An 18490-nucleotide genomic window follows, 5' to 3' on the forward strand; every position below is an offset into this window, starting at 1 on the left:
ATGAATGAAATTGCAACACTTTTTGAGTTTTTTTTTAATTGGGATACGTACCAAGAACTACTTAATGCAGTATACAATAATCTAGATTATGGTAAGATAGGTTGGCTAATGATAATCATCACAACAATAGTGCTTGTTGTTTTTTACAAGTTTTGGGATCCTATAAGTGCTTCAAAGTTGAAATGGTTGATTAGTTTGTTAGGTATAGGGATTTTATCATACGTAGCAACGTCATCAATATTGTACAATAATGTTGAAATAATTCAGCATTTAGGAATCGGACAATCACCAGATGGTGATTATTTTATATTTCAAATGAGTATGATTTCTTTTGTGTATAGCGTGATTATCGCTTTTGTTTTGTCAATCATACCATTCAGACAACTTAGCACAAACAATAGTAAAAATCCTTTTTAAATTATGGCAAATAAATTATATGTTTTCGGTATTGGAGGCACGGGTTCTAGAGTGATAAAAGCATTAACAATGCTATTGGCGTCTGGAGTAAAATTAGATCATAATTTTGATGTTGTAGTTCCAATTATCATTGATCCAGATACAGCAAATGGTGATTTAGAGAGGACTTCTAATATATTAACGAAATACCAAAATATTGTTCACAAAGCAGGGGAAAATAATTCTTTTTTCGGAACAAAAATAAAAACGTTAACCCAATTAACGAATGAAAACCTACCAAATTTAACTAATAATTTTAAGTTCAGTATTGATGGAAGTGGACAAAAATTTGGGGAGTCAATAGATTACAATGGATTGGATGATGATAATAAAGCATTAATAGATTTATTGTTTAGCAAGGAAAATATAGCTGCAGATATGACTGTGGGTTTTAAAGGGAATCCAAATATTGGTAGTGTTGTTTTAAATAAAATTGTTGATTCACAAGAATATCAAGAGTTTTCAAATTCTTTTAATGATGGAGATGCCATTTTTATAATAAGTTCAATTTTTGGTGGAACGGGTGCTTCTGGTTTTCCATTGTTACTAAAAAACTTAAGAACAAATGAAACTAGCAGACCTAAATCAAATATCATTAGTATAGCAAATATAGGGGCTATTTCTTATTTGCCATATTTTAAAGTTTCTGATAATAATAACAATGAAAAGGAAATTGATTCTTCTACTTTTTTCGGCAAAGCAAAAGCGGCACTGAGTTATTATGAACATGCAATTTTTAAGAACAATTCAATAAATGCATTTTATTACATTGGTGATAATGCCAATAATAATATGAAATATGCAGAAGGTAAAGCCGATCAAAAAAATGAAGCGCACTTTATTGAATTAGCAGGAGCTTTAGCTATTGTTGATTTTGTCAAAAATATACCAGTAACTACTCAAAGTACTCATACAACTATCAGAGAATTTGGTATAGAAAATGGAATTGGAAAATTAAAATTTGACAGTTTAGGGCAAGAAGCTAAAGTTAAATTAAGAGCTCCATTATCAAAATTATATTTATTAAATAAATTTATTGAAAAATCGTTAAGCGAATTAGTAAAATCACCTGGTCATTTTAACGGCGAAAATGGTATTAAAAACGAGTTTTATAATAGTGATTTTTACAAATCTGAATTCACACCTTTTCTTAATTATTTTAAAGAGTGGATAGATGAAATGAAGGCAAATGATATCTCCTTCATGCCTTTTCATGACAATCAACAACACGATTCATTATTTGATTTTATTATTGGTAATCAAGTGGCAAAAGGTGGCTTCTTCAAAAAAAATCATGCAACAGGGGATATTTTAATTAGTTCAGCAAATAAATTAATTAAAAGTGGTGAGCTTGATAGAGAAAAACAGGAATCAAAATTTATCAAAGTTTTTGATAAAATTTTAGATGAACAAATTAATAATATTCTAAATTAATTTACGATGACAAAAAAAGTTTTTAGAATTCATAGCCAAGGTTCATTAGGTAATGATTGGTTTGCATCAACACAAATTAATAGTGAATTAATTGAAAGTATAAATACAGATGGAGGTGATGGTAAGAAGTTACCAACATCAATTCCTAGCCCATTTGCTCGTATAGATTTAGTCAGAACCGCTTTTAAAGTGGTTGGAGAATCTGGCAGGTTAGATGGTATTGAAAAGAATGGAAAAGCAACGGGCTCTGATAACCATAAATTAATTTCTGATGCGTTAGATATTGGGCAAATTTTATTCAATTTCAATAAATTCAAAGATGATTTAAAATTAGTAGCTTGGGATAGAACGATAAGTTTAAATAAACTATTAAACGGAAACGATCAACAAAAACATTTAGGAAAGACTTTAGATTTATTTTTAAAACAAGATAGCAATCAATATAATTTTGACCAATTAGATAAATTATATATTGTAAAATACAAACATAACATTATTGGAGGTACTTCTCCTAGAACCTTGTTCTTCGCTGCGCCAGGGGTTACTGAAATTGACATTAAATTTGGTAATGATGTAATGCTAGATGATGGCTTGCATCCCTTATATAAAAGAGATAAAGAATATATAAAGTATTTATATGCTCTATCTAAAACAACAAACTTTAACACATATTTTCCTGAATTTAATAGTTATTTGATAGAAAATTTAAAAATAATAGCTCAAATAGACCTTAATTTCTATAATGAATTAATGATTTTAAATACCAATCAATATCTAAACTCATTGAAAAATTTAACGTTTAATGGTAATGCAGGTCAACCTTTGGAGGTCATCAATGGCCTTTCTTTAAAACAATTTGTTTTAGACCCTACAAAAATTCAAGAAAGTAGTGATTTAGTAATTTCTTCAAATAAAACAATAGAAGGGCTAAAGCCGTTAGTACTTCCAGTTGAACCTCTAAATCTGAGATATACATATACTTTTGATATATGGAATCCAGAAACAAAAGTTCCTGTTGAAGATATTAGACCTTTACACAAAAGAACACTACCAGAACAAGGCGATGTTTATCCATACTTAACAATGAATGATTTTCTAACCGATACGATTATAAAATTACCTTACGATATTGACAAAGACAAATTTTTTACGGTTGGTGAAAACAAATATTTATTGCCATTAACAAAATTATTTTTCAATTATTTCAGTGTGGAGGATATAGTCAATGGTAATTTTATTCAATTCAATGCAAGAGCATTAGGCAGTGTTGAAGTAATTATAAATATTCCAATCAAAAGAGGATCCATTCAATATTCAAAAATTTATTATCCAACGAATACAACAGATCCTAAAAAAGGAAATATTATTGAAAAATCATTTGCATTTTCAATTTTCCCTTTCATATTTAGTGATCAAACAGACATTACATACTCGTTAGGACTAGCTGATGTAACTCCTGAAAAAGGAAATAAGTTAGATTTAGAAGTTTTTAACACAAAAAGCAGCATCCAAAATATTAATAAAAATCAAAAACAACGCTCCGAAAGCCCTTTTATAACATCTCAAACAATTATTCAGAATAGGTTTGATATTGTTGAAATCAAATACAATGAGGTTGCGAATTATTTGATACCTAGTTGGCCAAAATACAGAGGTGTAGGGGGCGATAATTATGAATTTGCGATTGATTTTGGGACAACAAATTCTCATATTGAATATAAAATTGAAGGGCAAGGAAGTGAAAAAGCTTTTGATATTTCTGAAAATGATAAGCAAATAGCATTTTTAATGCCCGATAACACGCCTAGAAGAGGTGCTGAAATCATTGCTGTAGTCGATGGTGAATCACATTTAAAACAAGAAGTAATTAGTAAAAAGTTCGGGAAGAATGAATTAAGAAATGCTCCTTTTAGGACATGCCTGGTGCAAAACAAAGAGGTTAATTATAACCTACCTACATTTGTTTTTGCTGATGCAAATGCTGGTTTTGATTATGAAAAAGTAGCAATAAGAAAGTATCTAAAGGCATATACGGATTTAAAATGGGCTAGTGATCATAACGATAGCAATACTCGCTTATCGCTTTATATTAATGAGTTATTAATGTTGTGTAAAAACAAAGTTTTAATAAACGATGGGAACTTAGCAAATACAAAAATATCTTGGTTTTATCCTGTTAGTATGTCTACTAGTCATTTAAACAGATTAAGAAAGATTTGGAAAGATAATTTTAAAACTGTTTTCGGAAATGGGTTAAGTACTGACAACCTTATTAATTTTCCTGAAAGTATTGCTCCATTTTATTTTTATAAAGCAAAAGGAGATATTCACGCGATGGCTAAACCTTCAGTTTCCATTGATATTGGGGGTGGTACAACGGATATAATGATTTATGCTGATGGCGAACCAAAGCTAATTTCATCATTTAGATTTGCTGGAAACGCAATTTTTGGGGATGGTTTTAATGGGAGCATTAATAGTAATGGTTTTGTTAAAAAGTACTACCCTAATTTTAAAGAAATTCTAATTCAAAACAACTTAAAAGCTGAATTAGAGATTTTGGAAAAATTGTACAATGATAACCAGTCATCTCAAGACATAGTAAACTTTTTCTTTTCGTTGCATGAGAATAAAAACATACAAGACAAGCAACTAAAGAATCTAGATTTTTCTGAAAAATTGGCAAATGATGGTGATTTTAAAATTATCTTTTTGTTATTTTATTCTTCCATAATATATCACATAGCACAACTAATGAAGGTAAAAGGGATGGAAACCCCAAGAAATCTAATATTTAGTGGAACAGGCTCAAAAACCTTACAAATTCTTGATCAAGACACAAATAAATATACAGCTCTAAAGAAACTTTTTGAAGCTATTTTTAACAATGTGTACAATGAAAACGAGGCTAATATCTCTATAAAAGGAAGTGAAAATCCCAAAGAAGTGACTTGTAAAGGTGGATTTTATGTCGACAATGATTTAGGAGATTTAAATCACTCAGTATTGGTAGAGATAAATACGGGGAATGCTGATGAGCTTTCGGTACAAAGCATAAGTAAAATTTCAGAAACTACCATAAAATACAAAGATTTAAATGATTCTTATAAAAAGGGCGTTGTCAAAAATGTGGAGGATTTTTATAAATTATTTAATAAGTTAATGATTGAGCAAAATTTCAGGGACAGATTTGATGTTTCAAATAACTCTTCTGAAATTTTTAATAAAATTAAATCCCTAGATTTATTAGATTATGAAATGCAAGGCATCGCTAAATTAAAATCTGATGCCGTTGATGAAGATCCTTTAGGTGAAACTTTGTTCTTTTTTCCTCTAATTGGAAAATTAAATGAATTGACTAGAGAAATCGTTAATAAATAACACATATTTTTCATATAAAAATATCAAAAAAATGACAAGCCTTAAGGTAAAGTATTAAAAATGTTGAGGAAGTAACGTTTCATTTTACCTAGTAAATATAAAATATAGACTACTAAGTATTGTTGGTTTCAGTAACAGTAATAAATAATGATTTTATAAAAGATAATATATAAAAAAACTAAAATGTTAATCAAAGCGCTACTTGTATTGTCATTTATTTTAAATGTTTTTTTAGCAATAAAAACATTACGAAATAAAAAGTCTTATAAGTCTATTTTAAGGAGTAAAGAGTACTCAAATGAAAGAAAAATTAAAGATTTAAGTGAAAGGTATGATAACTTAAAAATTACCCATGCAAAATGTATTAAAGATCTTGATTCTTTAAGAGATCAAAACTATAACAATCAGAGCTTTAATGAAGAAAAGAAAGTAATAACTGACATGCCTGCAACAGCAGAAAGGGTAATGGAAAACGTTGATAATTCATTTTTGGAAGATGAAAAACCAATAATTATTAATCTAGATATTTTAAAAACAAGTAAAACATTAATATACCTTCCAGTACCTTTTAAGGAAAGAAGATTTGCAAAAGAAGATGAAAGTGAATCAAAAAAAACAACCTCTCTCTATATTGTTGAAGTTTCTAAAGATAAAAATGAGGGTATAATCTCTTTAATCGAATCAGCGGATTTATCTAGAGCACTAAATTCTCCTAACATATATTTAGAAACTGTTTGTGATTATGAAAATGTATACAGCCCTGATGCGAAAGGAATAAAGGTAGTTGAAAAAGGTAAGGTTGTTTTAGAAGGTCAAGATTGGGTAGTGAAAAAGAAAATAAGAATAAAATTTAATTAAACTATGTTAACTTATATAGAAGTTGTTATAATTATTGGAATAATTGCTTTACAGTTAAATTTAGCAAGAATATTATGGTATAAGATTGTTGAATATCGTGCTATTTTTGATTTTGATGCGCTTCCAGTAATTTCTCAAAAAAATGTGACAAAAAGTATTTACAACTCTGGTAATATAGATGAAATACTCTCTAATTTAGAAGAAGAAGGAAATATTACGATTACATATTTAGACTACAAAAGAAATAGCAAAGTACTTGGTACTATTGTAAAATACATAAATGTGTATTTAATAAAGAACAAAGGAGCATCTATTGATTTTCATTTAATAAAAGATATTGTTGATAAACATACTGAAACGATTGAAAACCAAATAGAAAATAGAATTCCAGCCCCTTTATATTTAGGGTTAGCTGCTACTATGATTGGAATTATTTTAGGCCTTTTTTCAGTTTCTTTTGATGGTGGTAGTAATGCCTTAGATTCTATACAACCTTTAATTAATGGAGTAAAGTGGGCAATGTCTGCGAGTGTAATTGGGCTGATTATAACGACGTATTTTTCAATTAAAGTATATAAAGACGCACAGACTGAGGCCGATGAAGAAAAAAGTGAGTTTTTATCAAAATTACAATCGGAGTTAATGCCAAAAATGGCAATAGGGAAATTGCCAGAAGTTTCCATTCTATCGGATAAGTTAGATATTTTTGCTCGAAATACTATCGAATCAATAACTCACCTAGACTATATAGTACGAACTACTTCAAGCACCATAGAGAGAGAACAAAAACTGATTAATGATATTAGCAAGCTAGATGTAGCTAAAATTACAACTGCTAATGTTGAAGTGTTTGGTCAATTAGATATAATGATGGATTCTTTTAAGAATTTTGCAAATTATTACAATCAGTTAAATAATTCCATGAATGGAACTACTGAACTTGTAAAAAAATTACAACATTTTATAGGAACTACCGAAAATATCAATGCTGTTTTAGAAGGTATTAAGAATAATATAGAGACAAGTAATTCGGCAACTACTTTTTTTAATAACCATATTCAAACATTTTCAAAATATGGTGATGCAGTGAACGAAGCTGTAGTGGCTACAGAATCAAAAATGGCTAAAGCGATTAATGAGTTAGGAAAATTATCTCAAGAACAATTTAATTTGTTTAATGAGGCAATTGCAGGCTTTGACTCAAAACTATCTACTGCATTTTTACAGTCTATTGAAAAGTTTACCAAAGCAATGGATGATCAAATTCTAAGAACGGAACAAGCCTATGAAAATAGCCGTCCTAAGTTTGAAAAATTAGATCAATTAGATCAATTACAACAATTGAGCAGTATAGATAAAGGCTTAGAAAATTTAAAGACTGATTTGTCACAAGTCTTTAAAAATAGTTGTCAAGATATTATTCTTGCAATAGGTAACGCAAATAAGAATAGTCAATTATCTGAAGCAAAAACATCTTCTAATTTATTCGCACCCTCTATTGAAAAAATTAAAAAATCTAAATTTGATACCTTTTCTGATGTTCTAAAAGTAGGGGCTTATGTAACCATCATTATTTATGGTGCTTTTTCGTTATTACTGTATTTTGACATAATTAAATAATGAAAAAATCTAACTTCTTTTGGGTTGGTTTTGCAGATTTAATGACAAGTTTATTTTTTATAATGTTGGTGTTGTATGTTGTGTCATTCACCTTATTCAAAATAAAAATAAATGAACTGAATAATGTTAATCAAAAATTAGATTCCCTGATAATTGATTTAGAGCAGAATAAAAAATTACTACTAATACAGGCTGAAAAAGCAAAAATAATTGATGATGTTGAAAAAAATTTAGAGCCTTTAATAAAAAATTCTTCATTATTTCGCTATGAAGAAAAGTATAAACGATTTACCTTAAGTTTTGATGTGAAATTTAAAGTAGGTAAAACAAATATTGATGAATATAGTTTAATTAATTCCAAAGAAACTATAAAAAAAATAACAGTTGTTGGAAAAGAACTTGAAAGCACAATAAATATTTTAATAAGTAAAAAAAACTTAAATCCCAACATGAAAAATGTTTCATACCTTCTAATTATAGCTGGCTATTCTTCTAAACTTATAAATGAAAATTTATTTGAAGAATATGATAGAAGCTATAAAAGAGCCTTTTATTTATGGGACTATTGGAATAAGTTAGGTATTGATTTTGAAGATTCAAAATACAATGGATTAGTTGATTTACAAATTTCAGGTAATGGATGGGGAGGAGTTGGTAGATTTGATAGAGATCCAAATAATTTATTTATTAATGAAACAAAAAATCAAAGGTTTATAATACAGATCGTACCAAAAATTGGTAAAACAGATTAATCATGAAAAAGTCAGGTTTTTTTTGGGTAAGTTATGCAGATTTAATGACTAGTTTATTTTTTATAATGCTTGTATTGTATGTAATTTCATTTGCAATTCTTCAAACCAAACAAAACACACTTGAAGTGCAAGCTAACCAACTAAAAGAAATAAAAGATATTCAAAAAGCGATAGAGAATTTAGACAATACTTATTATCATTTCGACACAGTAAACAAAAGGTACAAATTAAACATTGATGTTCGTTTCAAATCAAATAGTTCAAATATTATAGATATTCCTTTATCTACAAGAATAAATCTAGCAAAGGCAGGAAAAAATTTATTTAATAAGGTTAAAAGTATAATTGATACAAGTAAAACAATTGATTATTTATTAATAATCGAGGGCAATGCTCAAAGGTCTAATAACAATTGGGTATCTAATCCAAACATGGGATATAATCTAAGCTATAATAGAGCATTGTCTTTATTTAATTATTGGAAAGAAATTGGTGCTGATTTCAATAGTTTAGGAACTCAGTGTGAAGTAATTCTTGCTGGGAGCGGATATTTCAGCCATTCTCGTGATGAGGAAGATGAAAATAATAACAGACGATTTACAATACAAGTAACATCTAAAGTTGGTAAATTTTTAAATGATATTGAAAATAATAAAGATTTAAAAAGCCAAGCGAATAAAACTTCCCAAAAAAAAATATTTAAATAAGTATGAAATATAAATTAATAATAACTATTTCTTTAATAATATCATCTTTTATCTTTAATTCTTGTAGTAGTTGTTCTAGATCAGGCCGTTCAAAAATAATTGCAATGGCTAAATCAGAGGCAAGTAAAAAAAACACAATACCTGAACCTAATACAATAATAAAAAAATCGGAACCTCAAATTATTAATATTGAAGACATTGTATCACCAAATGAAAAAAATCGTATTAATGAAGAATTGATAAAAAGTAAAATTCCTCCAGTAATTGGAAATTTAATACAAGTTGAAGGTTTAGTGTTAAAGGAAGTATCTGAATTAAATATAAAGCTCAATACGAGTGGCTCTCAATTAGAACAAATTTTAGCAATGCAAAATTATGTTTTCAAGAATTGGCATTATATTTTTGATCCTATTACAGGTAAAGATACTTGGAGGTCAGCAGAAGCAACTCTATCATTAAAATACAATGATCAATATTCAGGTGATTGTGATGATTTTGCAATTTTAATGGCTTCAATGGCAAGGCAAATTGGTTTAAAGTCAAGAATGATTGGTGGATTTGATGATGAAAGTGGCCATGCTTTTGCAGAATTTCTATTGCCTGAAGAAGAATTATCGAACGAATTATTAAATGGTTTAGACTTCAGAAAAGATTCATTAGGTATTTGGGTGAGCTTAGATTGGTTTAAAGGTGAAAATCACAAAAAATTTACTAAAAATATAATAATCTATGAGAATATATAATTGAATTAAATTATTAAAACATTAAAATTATTGTGAAAAAAATATTATTCTTTTTTTTTATTGTTATTCAATTTATAAATTGTACTTCGAAATCTGCTAATGCCAAATTAAGAAATGGCATTATAAACCATGAAAAAAGCACTGATAATCTTGATGTTATTTTGCCTATTTCAAACAATTTCTTCTATTATCCAACCTCTAAATCGAACCAAATAATTAGACATAAATATTTTATGGCCTCGTATAGTGAAAAAGACGAGCAGGCAGAATGGGTCTTCTATAAGGTTTCAATTAATAATTACAATAGTAAAGTTATTAGAACAAATGATTACAGAGAAGATCCTTCTGTGAAAACAAAATCCGCGTCACCAGATGATTATAAGGGTAGTGGTTATGATATGGGGCATTTGGCTCCTGCTCAAGCAATGAGTTTTAGTTTTGATTCAATGAGTGAAAGTTTTTTTTTAAGTAATATATCACCTCAAAAAGCTGCTTTTAATAGAGGTATATGGAAGTCTCTTGAGGGAAAAGTAGAATATTGGTCAAGTTTTAATGATTCAATATATGTAGTTACAGGTCCAATTTTAGATAATCCAATTGATCAAATTGGTACAAATAAAGTAAATGTTCCAAGAGCCTTTTTTAAAACACTTATTAGTTTTAAAAATGGTAATGCAAAGGGTATTGCATTCATGATTCCAAATGAAAAATCAGATAAATCTATTTATTCATTTGCAACATCTATTGATGAAGTTGAAAAAATTACTGGTATTAATTTTTATTTTGAACTTGATAAATCAGCTCAAGATAAAGCTGAAGCTAATTATGATATAAAAAAATGGATTTTGATAAATTAGAATTTAATAATTAATTTTTAGGTTTTAATTTTACTTTTCATACATAAATAGCATTTAATTGCAATATTTAGCATAAATCAATCTATTTCTTTTGAAATATTTTTTAGTTCAGCCAACCTATTTTTGAACATTTCAAAAATTGATTCAGGTTCCCATTCATCAGTTTCTGTTTTTCCATGACCTAAAGATTCATAATAAAGAAGTTTTCCTCCTCTAAAATAAAATTCACAAACCCATGGTGAGGTCGCAAAATGATTAATTGGCATATACATTGAGGATTCTAGTGCATAAATCAACTCTCCATTTTTCTCAAAATAAATTTCTTCAAAGAGTAAAGAATCCTCCTGTGAATTAATAATAATTATTTTTTTTCCTTTTTTACTTTCACAAATTCTCCAAAATTCCTTTTTACCATTAAAGTCTGAAGCTGCAACTATATTTTGATCACATTTTGAAAATTCTTCTTTGAATTGAGAATATATTTCTAATATAAATTTTCTTTCCTTTTCTTCATTAGTTTGCTCAGTAATTTCTGGGATTTTTGAAGATATTTCTATATCAGATTTAGTTTCTTTTTTTTCTAAAGAGTTGCCTTTTTTAAATTCGCAAGATGCTAATGAGATAATAGCTACTAATAGTAGAAGAGTTTTTTTCATTTTAATTTTTTCAAGACCAAATATAATTATTAAATAATAAAAAAAATATTATTACACAATAAGATTAAGATTTGAATTTTATTGTTAATGACTGGAAATTCAAATAATTTTTACTGGTCTGCTATTCATAATGATTTAAATGCGTATTTTAGTGGTAGAATAAAATGAAATGACACAGTTTATTGAACACTTCTAAGCTTAAGCATTTTAATTTGATATTAATTACAGTTTAAACCTGCATCTTTAACATTCCAATTAAATTTATCAATTAGTATTTGCCTATCAGATTCGCTATTGCAATAAGTAATACCTTTGGCATCCAATTTAACACCAGGTTTTAGACTTAACTTAGACCAATTAGATAAAATTTTATCATAATTCGTAGATGAAAGATTTGTTTCGTCTAAAAAGAAGTCCATAAATGTTATCTTACTTACATCCCAAGAACTAATATCCTGATCGAATTTATAACAATTTCGAAACATAGAACCTAAATATGTTACATTTCTAACATCCCAAGAGCTGACGTCTTGGTTAAATTCATAACAATTTATAAACATTGAACCTATAGATTCAGCATTGCTAATATCCCAAGTACTTACATCACTATTAAATTTATAACAACTAGAAAATATTACAGAAATATCTTTTGCTTTGGTTACATCCCAAGAACTTACATTCCCATTAAATTCATGACAACTCCCAAACATACCTTCCATATTCTCAACATTGCTAACATCCCATTTGTTTAAATCAGAGTTGAATTTATAACATGTATTAAACATTCGTTGAGTAGATAATACATTACTTACATTCCAATTACTAATATCTTGATTGAATACATGACAGCCAGCAAATGTTCTCATCATATACATAACACTACTCACATCCCATTTACTTACGTCTTGATTAAATTTGTTGCAGTTTTGAAACATACTTCTAAAATCATTGACCTTACTAACATTCCAAGAAGTGATATTTCCATTAAAATTTGTACATCCTTCAAACATTGAGCCCATTCCTACAACATTACTCACATCCCAATTACTTAGATCTTGATCAAAAAAAATACACCCCTTAAACATGGAATCCATAGTTGCAACTTTACTTACATTCCAAGAATTTAGAGTTTGATTAAATCTTAAATTTCCATTAAACATTGCTGACATACTTTTAGTGTTACTTACATCCCAACTATCAATATTTTGGTCAAAGAAACTGCACCCATTAAACATTCTATTCATATCTTTAACATTGCTAACATCCCAAGAGCTTATGTTTTGGTTGAAATTTGTTTTCCCATAAAACAAACTATTCATATCTGTTATTCTTGAAGTACAAACTATAGAAACATCATTATCATCGAGAATCATTCTTGAGAGTATTAATTCATCTACAATTGTATAAGTAATTTTATTGATAATACCAGTATCACCAATTTCTGCCCAATCTTTAGCTTTAATGGTTATTCCATTATCATCTAAATAAACTGCATTGTCGTTATCATTATTTTGAATTTGTTCATCTGGAATTGTAATTCCATCTCGTGAGCAAGATACAATAACAAAAAGGACCAATAAATAAAGTGTGTTTTTCATAGCTCAATTTTTTGTTTAAAAATATGAAAAAAGAATAAAACTGACAGTATGCTTTTTATTATTTTGTTTATAATAAAGCTAAACCGTCATATTTTGACGTAGTGATGTAAGTTCTTTGTAGTAGAAATTTAAAATACAATTACAATGGAAAAAATTAAAGTAACTGACTTCACTTTATCGTATGATGGGATGTATAAAATATCTTGGAAAGATTATACCGTTCGTGTATTTTTAGAATTAAATGATATTCTAAAAATGTTGGAAATAGAGCGATACGATCTTAATTTTATCGATGAAAAAATAAAGGCTTGGGAACCTATTCCATTTTCAAAAGTTACACTTTTCTTCTTTGGAGAGCAAAAAGATGGCATTATTACCTCTTTTAGAACTTCTGATGGATCAGAAGATTATATGGAATATGGGATTTACTTGATTGAGTTGGAAATTGATTCAGTATCATCTTTTATTGATTAATGTATTAAAAACTAAATAAATAATCTTAATTTATTATTACAAATGTTAACCAATTTCGATACTCATTTGTATGTAAACTACTTCAAAATATACAATTAGAACAGGTGGCAAGTAGTGAAAAATGAGCTTTCTCAATTATGACCAATCTTATGAAATACTTTTCTTTATAAAATTTAAAAAATTAAGAGCTATGAAAAAATTTCCCGATGTATTCAACTATACTACCACCGAACTTTCTCAGGATGCTTTTTTAACTTGGTTTATTCAATGGTCAGCTGAAGATTATAAAAAATTAGATAGTACCTTACATTCTTGTGCCAAATTATTTGTACAAAGATTATTAGGAGAACCATCAAATTATCCAATTAGGAGCGTTGAAGCAGGAGGACAATGGAATCAAATTGATGTTTGGGCTTTCATCAATGAGGCATATTTTATCGTCATTGAATATAAAAAAGTGCCTATAAGAGATACAACCCTACTACATACATATACTGAAATTGCTGAAAATCATTTTAAAAATTCAAAACTAAACGTAAAACTTGTTTACTTTGAAATGGAAGCACTAGGGAATTATAGCGAAATCATTGATGCTGGATTTTCGGTTTTTACAAGAACTGATATGCTTGAAATACTTCATGAGTATTTTGAAAATACGGACAACGAAAAACAACATGATACAATCACAAATTATTACAAAAGCTTACAAAGTTTGGATGACAAAATAAATAGATATAAAGTTACTCCAATTAATGAATGGCATTGGCTTTCATGGAAAGGTTTTTACTTAGAATTGCAGAAAAATATTGGTGGAGACTGGGGATATGTACCAAATGTTTCTGGAGGGTTTTTGGGATTTTGGTGGCAATGGAAAAATTCAAAAATAAATGAAAAAGAGTTTGATTATTATATACAAATAGAACAACATCAATTAGTTTTCATGCTTTATGCATACAATGAAAATGAAAGAACTGAAATTCGAGAATTTTATAGAGAAATTTTATTTAAAAATGCAAATCTACTACAAATTGAAATTAGTAAATTTGGGAGGTATGGAAAATATATGGGAGTTGCTAAATTAAGCACGGAATATAGAAAAACGGATAAAAATAATATGCTAGATTTTGAGGAAACTGTTCATAATTTAAGGAAAATTGGAGAACTAATTCCTAAAACTGAAAAAGAGATTGCTGAATTAAATACTCCATAAAACTAGACTAAAAAACACTTTATAAACACCCTTACATTTAAAAATTTAATTTTCATTAATCTGTCTGGCCTCCTATGATTTTTTAGTAAAAATTAGGTCATCCACCTCCGTAAAACGAGAACTATATCCATCAAAAGACAGTTTGAAATTATTGAGGTTTCCGTGTCTATTTTTTAGAATTATTAACGCTGCTTCCCCTTCACAAGATTCGTGGGTGTCATACCAGGTTTTTAATCCATCATATTCGGGTCTGTAAAGAAATGTAACAAGATCTGCATGTTTTGCTATGGGTGTATCTTCATATACTTCCTTAAGTGTGGGTATTCCCTCATTATTAGCATACGATTTTAAGCTGTCTGGAAGTTCTTGGGTGATGATGATTGCTATGTTTTCATATTCTGCTAATTCTTTTAATTTGGCACCTATAAAATCCTGCTCTTGGAGCTTGGAATGGGTGTGCTGTTCGTTATCCGTTACTAAATGACATCCATGAATTACCAACAACTTTATGGTATGCTTACTTTTCAATTGTTTTACTTTAAAAATTAACTCATTTAGGGTAAAAGATGGGTCGTCATTTATAAAAATGGGTGCTTGTGCTATTTTGGCAGTGGCTGTATTTAATTTTTGGGTAGTTTCTTCCAAATGATTTTGTCTTTGAACCTCAACATATGATATGCCTGCTTCAGTGGCTATCATTTTTTGAAGATAGGTTTTTGCTGATTGTTCTAGTGAAAAAATGGCTACTTGATTTTGATGTCTGATACTTGTATTGAGTACTAGACATTTGGCAAATGCTAAATTTCCCATTCCTGGTCTGCTAGCCATTAAAATGAGTTGACCTGGTTGAAAGCCCTTGGTAAATTTATCAAATTTTAGGAAACCTGTTTTTAATCCTTCTAGATTTTGATTGGTCTGTTTTTTTAACCTTCTAAGTATTGTGTAAGTGCTTTTCATTTTACCCCATCATAAAAATTTACAGAAAAATACGTTTTCATAAAATGATAAATCTTCTCACCTCTCTTATCTATTAAGCCTGCCCAATTCTCATGATTAGCCCACTTGTCTTTATTTTTTTCATGCTCTGCGTAATTGCCAAATTCCTTAATATCATAATTCTTGACCTTAGGGTGTTTATTTCCCTCCCGTGAATTTTCACGATTACCTATAATCATTAAATTTCCAATGCCATTTATTCTAGAATTAATGCTATTTCTAAATACTTCGTTGTTATCTGAATTCTCTATCAATTCAATCCAGTTTTGAGGTAAAGTATGTTCAATTGATTTTCCTTTTTTAAACAGTATTCTAATTTCTTTCCTTAATTCTGTAGGCGTATCAAAATTCTCTATCTCATACTTGTAAAGCAAATATGTCATTTTTTCTTTCCAAAAATTAAATGCTCTTTTTTTAATGCTATCCTCATTTTTATTTAGAACATCTTCGATAAATATATCTTGCAATCTACCATGAAGCTTTCCAACAAAACCATTTGTAACGAAGAAATTAATTATTTCGTTGACCCCTTTATTTTCATTTAAAATTTGACTATATATCCCTTGAAAATTGTCTCTATGATGTAAACCATGATATTGGCTATGAAAATCTCTAGTATATAATAGTAGTTCCCATTTTGTTAAATCAAGTTCATCAATCTTTTTATGATGAAGTAAAAGCAGAAATAACTCTAATGAATGAATTTTATCTAAAATTATACAGTCTCCAACTAGTGGTTTTTTTTCATCTAAATCGATTAAACTGTCACAAACAAATTCTACAGATTCTTTAAATAATTTTGATAAGTTTAAAATATACTTTTCTTTATCACTCAGATTTTCTTTTTCATTTAGTTTATCAGAAATATACTTTAAAACATTCTCTTCGATTTTTCCAATTGCTGGTGAAAAAAAATCGTTGTATTCTTTCTTTGTACCATCATCAATGACTCTCAAATGATGCAGTAAAATATTATCTAATTTTAAATCTCCTCTAAAACTAGATTCAGCTGTTTTCTCTTCTAATGCATAAATATGGGCAAAGTCATCTTGTAACGCTTTTATGTTTTTGTCAGCAGCATTTTCATCTGGTGAGTGTAAATAAATTTCTTTCATTAAACGAGATTTAAATTTCTCCATTAAATCTAATGATATACCTCTAGAATTTTGTAATTCAAATATTTGAACAGCTACTTTTTTATCCTTTGCTTTATGCACAGAAATTTCAGCATTTAGTATTGTTTTTATTAAAGATTCAACATTTTTTGATTCTCCTATTTTTTGAAATTGTGTTTTAAAACATTCAATAGCAATAACTATACGTTTTATAGAAGACTTGTCTTCTAAAGATGTTTTAATAAGTGTATTTTGTTCTAAAATAGCTTCTACAAGTTGTTTAAACCTATCAGAATCATATTTAATCGTCTTAAACCTATTACGTAAAAGCATTTTATCATCTGAACTTAACGCATAGTTTAAGTATAGTTTTGAAGATAAAATAAACAGCATAAAAGTTGTAATTCTCTGCTGACCATCTATAACCTCAACAGTTTTATCGTCAGTCTCTTCCAAAATAAAATGCCCATAATAATATGTTTTATTTTGCATTTCAATTAAATCATTTATAAATTGTTCAATTTGCTCTTCACCCCAAGCGTATGCCCTTTGGTAAGGAGGAATACATATTATTCTATGATAATTATAAATTAATTCTCTAAATGTTTTCATAATTTATTTTTTGTTTTGTCTTTTTTTAATACTTCTAACGCATTTTTATACTCCTTGATTATCAAGTTTTTAAGACTCTCTGGTTTTATGTTTACTAAAGAATCACCATAAGACATTAACTCCATTTTAAAATCGAATGTTGGCACTACAAAAACACTGAAAATAACTTGTTCTGCTTCTTCTTTTATGATTTGTTGTGAATGATGTAAAGGCAAACTCTTGATATATTTTGCTTGAAAAGCAGTAAACGTCAGTTCGATGAGCATAGGCTTTTCGTTATTGGGAGAAATGATTCCGAAGCTATTTGTGAATAGTGACTCGATATCCATATTCTCAAATTTACAATCTGTTGCAGTGATTATTAGATTTTGAATACGGTCTAACCCATAAATTCTAGGTGCTGCCTTTTGTATATCTATTCCAACCGCATACCATCGCTGTTTGTATTCTTTTAAAAATCGCGGTTCAATTGTTTTGGTTTCCTCTTGCTCTTCCCAATACTTTTGATAGTTGAATTTGATTTGTTTTTTATCCGTTATTGCCTTTAGAATTGGAACCAGATGCTGAGTACCTTGGGGTTGACGTTGTTCGAAGATTAGTTTGTCAGAGATTTTATCTTTTAATAACAAGGCATGGTAGATGTCTACCGTTTCTAACAATTTTTGTTGGGTTAACGATTGCAGGTCGTTTGCAATGGTGTACTTCCCTACTTGTCTATCGTATTTTATTTCTAGCCCATATACCTCAGCGATGGTCTTTATATCTCTTTGTAATGTTCTTTTGGAAATGATGAGGTCAAGGCTGTGTATCTCTGATTCTATTTCAAGATACCTTGAGATCTCCTCATAGGTATGATTGCCTTTGCGTAATTTGTTTAGAATTAATTGTTGGCGTCTGCTTATTACTGATGTATCCATTTTTATACTATTTTGGGCTTCTTGTGCCAGGTATTCTTTGATGCGATTGGTGAATTTGACCATAAACTTTTCCATAGGACAAAAGTAAACGGTTACTGCGCCAT

General features: G+C 28.5%; 16 protein-coding genes. 11 read left to right on the plus strand and 5 right to left on the minus strand.

All coding sequences use genetic code 11. From position 1 onward, the window contains the following. The 9 genes from IU405_RS13020 (at position 1) to IU405_RS13060 (ending at position 10808) form a co-directional block, all read left to right on the plus strand. Complete coding sequence (locus tag IU405_RS13020) at positions 1–417, plus strand: hypothetical protein (RefSeq protein WP_197439045.1); 417 nt, start codon at positions 1–3, stop codon at positions 415–417. Positions 418–420: 3 nt separating this feature from the next. Beyond that, the gene (locus IU405_RS13025; protein WP_197439046.1) at positions 421–1890 is read left to right on the plus strand and encodes a hypothetical protein; all 1470 of its coding nucleotides are present in this window, start codon (positions 421–423) and stop codon (positions 1888–1890) included. 6 nt (positions 1891–1896) lie between these two features. Then, on the plus strand, positions 1897–5271 hold the full coding sequence (locus IU405_RS13030; protein WP_197439047.1) for a cell division protein FtsA: 3375 nt from the start codon (positions 1897–1899) through the stop codon (positions 5269–5271). Positions 5272–5454: 183 nt separating this feature from the next. Beyond that, on the plus strand, positions 5455–6129 hold the full coding sequence (locus IU405_RS13035) for a hypothetical protein (protein WP_197439048.1): 675 nt from the start codon (positions 5455–5457) through the stop codon (positions 6127–6129). A gap of 3 nt (positions 6130–6132) precedes the next feature. Beyond that, on the plus strand, positions 6133–7749 hold the full coding sequence (locus IU405_RS13040; RefSeq protein ID WP_197439049.1) for a hypothetical protein: 1617 nt from the start codon (positions 6133–6135) through the stop codon (positions 7747–7749). Next, the gene (locus IU405_RS13045) at positions 7749–8501 is read left to right on the plus strand and encodes a hypothetical protein (protein WP_197439050.1); all 753 of its coding nucleotides are present in this window, start codon (positions 7749–7751) and stop codon (positions 8499–8501) included. The genes IU405_RS13040 and IU405_RS13045 overlap by 1 nt, the downstream gene beginning before the upstream one ends. 2 nt (positions 8502–8503) lie before the next feature. Beyond that, positions 8504–9208: a flagellar motor protein MotB gene (locus tag IU405_RS13050; RefSeq protein WP_197439051.1), complete on the plus strand. Its 705-nt coding sequence runs from the start codon at positions 8504–8506 to the stop codon at positions 9206–9208. A gap of 2 nt (positions 9209–9210) precedes the next feature. Then, on the plus strand, positions 9211–9951 hold the full coding sequence (locus IU405_RS13055) for a transglutaminase-like domain-containing protein (protein ID WP_197439052.1): 741 nt from the start codon (positions 9211–9213) through the stop codon (positions 9949–9951). Positions 9952–9983: 32 nt separating this feature from the next. Continuing rightward, positions 9984–10808 (plus strand): DNA/RNA non-specific endonuclease, encoded by an 825-nt coding sequence (locus IU405_RS13060; RefSeq protein ID WP_197439053.1) that lies wholly within the window; start codon positions 9984–9986, stop codon positions 10806–10808. 77 nt (positions 10809–10885) lie between these two features. Here IU405_RS13060 and IU405_RS13065 read toward each other — a convergent pair whose 3' ends face one another. Further along, on the minus strand, positions 10886–11464 hold the full coding sequence (locus IU405_RS13065) for a hypothetical protein (protein ID WP_197439054.1): 579 nt from the start codon (positions 11462–11464) through the stop codon (positions 10886–10888). A 218-nt stretch (positions 11465–11682) separates the two neighbouring features. Beyond that, complete coding sequence (locus IU405_RS13070) at positions 11683–13062, minus strand: BspA family leucine-rich repeat surface protein (protein ID WP_197439055.1); 1380 nt, start codon at positions 13060–13062, stop codon at positions 11683–11685. A 144-nt stretch (positions 13063–13206) separates the two neighbouring features. On the opposite strand from IU405_RS13070, the gene IU405_RS13075 reads away from it, so the two are divergent. Both IU405_RS13075 and IU405_RS13080 read left to right on the plus strand, forming a co-directional pair. Then, positions 13207–13536 (plus strand): hypothetical protein, encoded by a 330-nt coding sequence (locus tag IU405_RS13075; protein ID WP_197439056.1) that lies wholly within the window; start codon positions 13207–13209, stop codon positions 13534–13536. 190 nt (positions 13537–13726) lie between these two features. Then, complete coding sequence (locus IU405_RS13080) at positions 13727–14746, plus strand: hypothetical protein (protein WP_197439057.1); 1020 nt, start codon at positions 13727–13729, stop codon at positions 14744–14746. A gap of 72 nt (positions 14747–14818) precedes the next feature. Here IU405_RS13080 and IU405_RS13085 read toward each other — a convergent pair whose 3' ends face one another. From IU405_RS13085 to IU405_RS13095, 3 genes are read right to left on the minus strand one after another with little or no spacing between them, the layout of a single operon-like run. Then, the gene (locus IU405_RS13085; RefSeq protein ID WP_197439058.1) at positions 14819–15703 is read right to left on the minus strand and encodes a DnaB-like helicase C-terminal domain-containing protein; all 885 of its coding nucleotides are present in this window, start codon (positions 15701–15703) and stop codon (positions 14819–14821) included. After that, positions 15700–17469 (minus strand): DUF262 domain-containing protein, encoded by a 1770-nt coding sequence (locus tag IU405_RS13090; RefSeq protein WP_197439059.1) that lies wholly within the window; start codon positions 17467–17469, stop codon positions 15700–15702. The genes IU405_RS13085 and IU405_RS13090 overlap by 4 nt, the downstream gene beginning before the upstream one ends. Then, positions 17466–18386 (minus strand): helix-turn-helix transcriptional regulator, encoded by a 921-nt coding sequence (locus tag IU405_RS13095; protein ID WP_197439060.1) that lies wholly within the window; start codon positions 18384–18386, stop codon positions 17466–17468. The genes IU405_RS13090 and IU405_RS13095 overlap by 4 nt, the downstream gene beginning before the upstream one ends. Positions 18387–18490 lie beyond the last annotated feature (104 nt).

The sequence above is a fragment of the Polaribacter sp. BAL334 genome, assembly GCF_015767435.1.
Lineage (GTDB): Bacteria > Bacteroidota > Bacteroidia > Flavobacteriales > Flavobacteriaceae > Polaribacter.

Excerpts from the sequence above, each read along its gene's own strand:
- IU405_RS13030 (WP_197439047.1), top strand. The coding sequence starts at position 1,897 with ATGACAAAAAAAGTTTTTAGAATTCATAGCCAAGGTTCATTAGGTAAT.
- IU405_RS13035 (WP_197439048.1), top strand. The coding sequence starts at position 5,455 with ATGTTAATCAAAGCGCTACTTGTATTGTCATTTATTTTAAATGTTTTT.
- IU405_RS13075 (WP_197439056.1), top strand. The coding sequence starts at position 13,207 with ATGGAAAAAATTAAAGTAACTGACTTCACTTTATCGTATGATGGGATG.
- IU405_RS13065 (WP_197439054.1), bottom strand. The coding sequence starts at position 11,464 with ATGAAAAAAACTCTTCTACTATTAGTAGCTATTATCTCATTAGCATCT.
- IU405_RS13040 (WP_197439049.1), top strand. The coding sequence starts at position 6,133 with ATGTTAACTTATATAGAAGTTGTTATAATTATTGGAATAATTGCTTTA.
- IU405_RS13080 (WP_197439057.1), top strand. The coding sequence starts at position 13,727 with ATGAAAAAATTTCCCGATGTATTCAACTATACTACCACCGAACTTTCT.
- IU405_RS13090 (WP_197439059.1), bottom strand. The coding sequence starts at position 17,469 with ATGAAAACATTTAGAGAATTAATTTATAATTATCATAGAATAATATGT.
- IU405_RS13095 (WP_197439060.1), bottom strand. The coding sequence starts at position 18,386 with ATGGATACATCAGTAATAAGCAGACGCCAACAATTAATTCTAAACAAA.
- IU405_RS13085 (WP_197439058.1), bottom strand. The coding sequence starts at position 15,703 with ATGAAAAGCACTTACACAATACTTAGAAGGTTAAAAAAACAGACCAAT.
- IU405_RS13025 (WP_197439046.1), top strand. The coding sequence starts at position 421 with ATGGCAAATAAATTATATGTTTTCGGTATTGGAGGCACGGGTTCTAGA.
- IU405_RS13050 (WP_197439051.1), top strand. The coding sequence starts at position 8,504 with ATGAAAAAGTCAGGTTTTTTTTGGGTAAGTTATGCAGATTTAATGACT.
- IU405_RS13070 (WP_197439055.1), bottom strand. The coding sequence starts at position 13,062 with ATGAAAAACACACTTTATTTATTGGTCCTTTTTGTTATTGTATCTTGC.
- IU405_RS13055 (WP_197439052.1), top strand. The coding sequence starts at position 9,211 with ATGAAATATAAATTAATAATAACTATTTCTTTAATAATATCATCTTTT.
- IU405_RS13045 (WP_197439050.1), top strand. The coding sequence starts at position 7,749 with ATGAAAAAATCTAACTTCTTTTGGGTTGGTTTTGCAGATTTAATGACA.
- IU405_RS13020 (WP_197439045.1), top strand. The coding sequence starts at position 1 with ATGAATGAAATTGCAACACTTTTTGAGTTTTTTTTTAATTGGGATACG.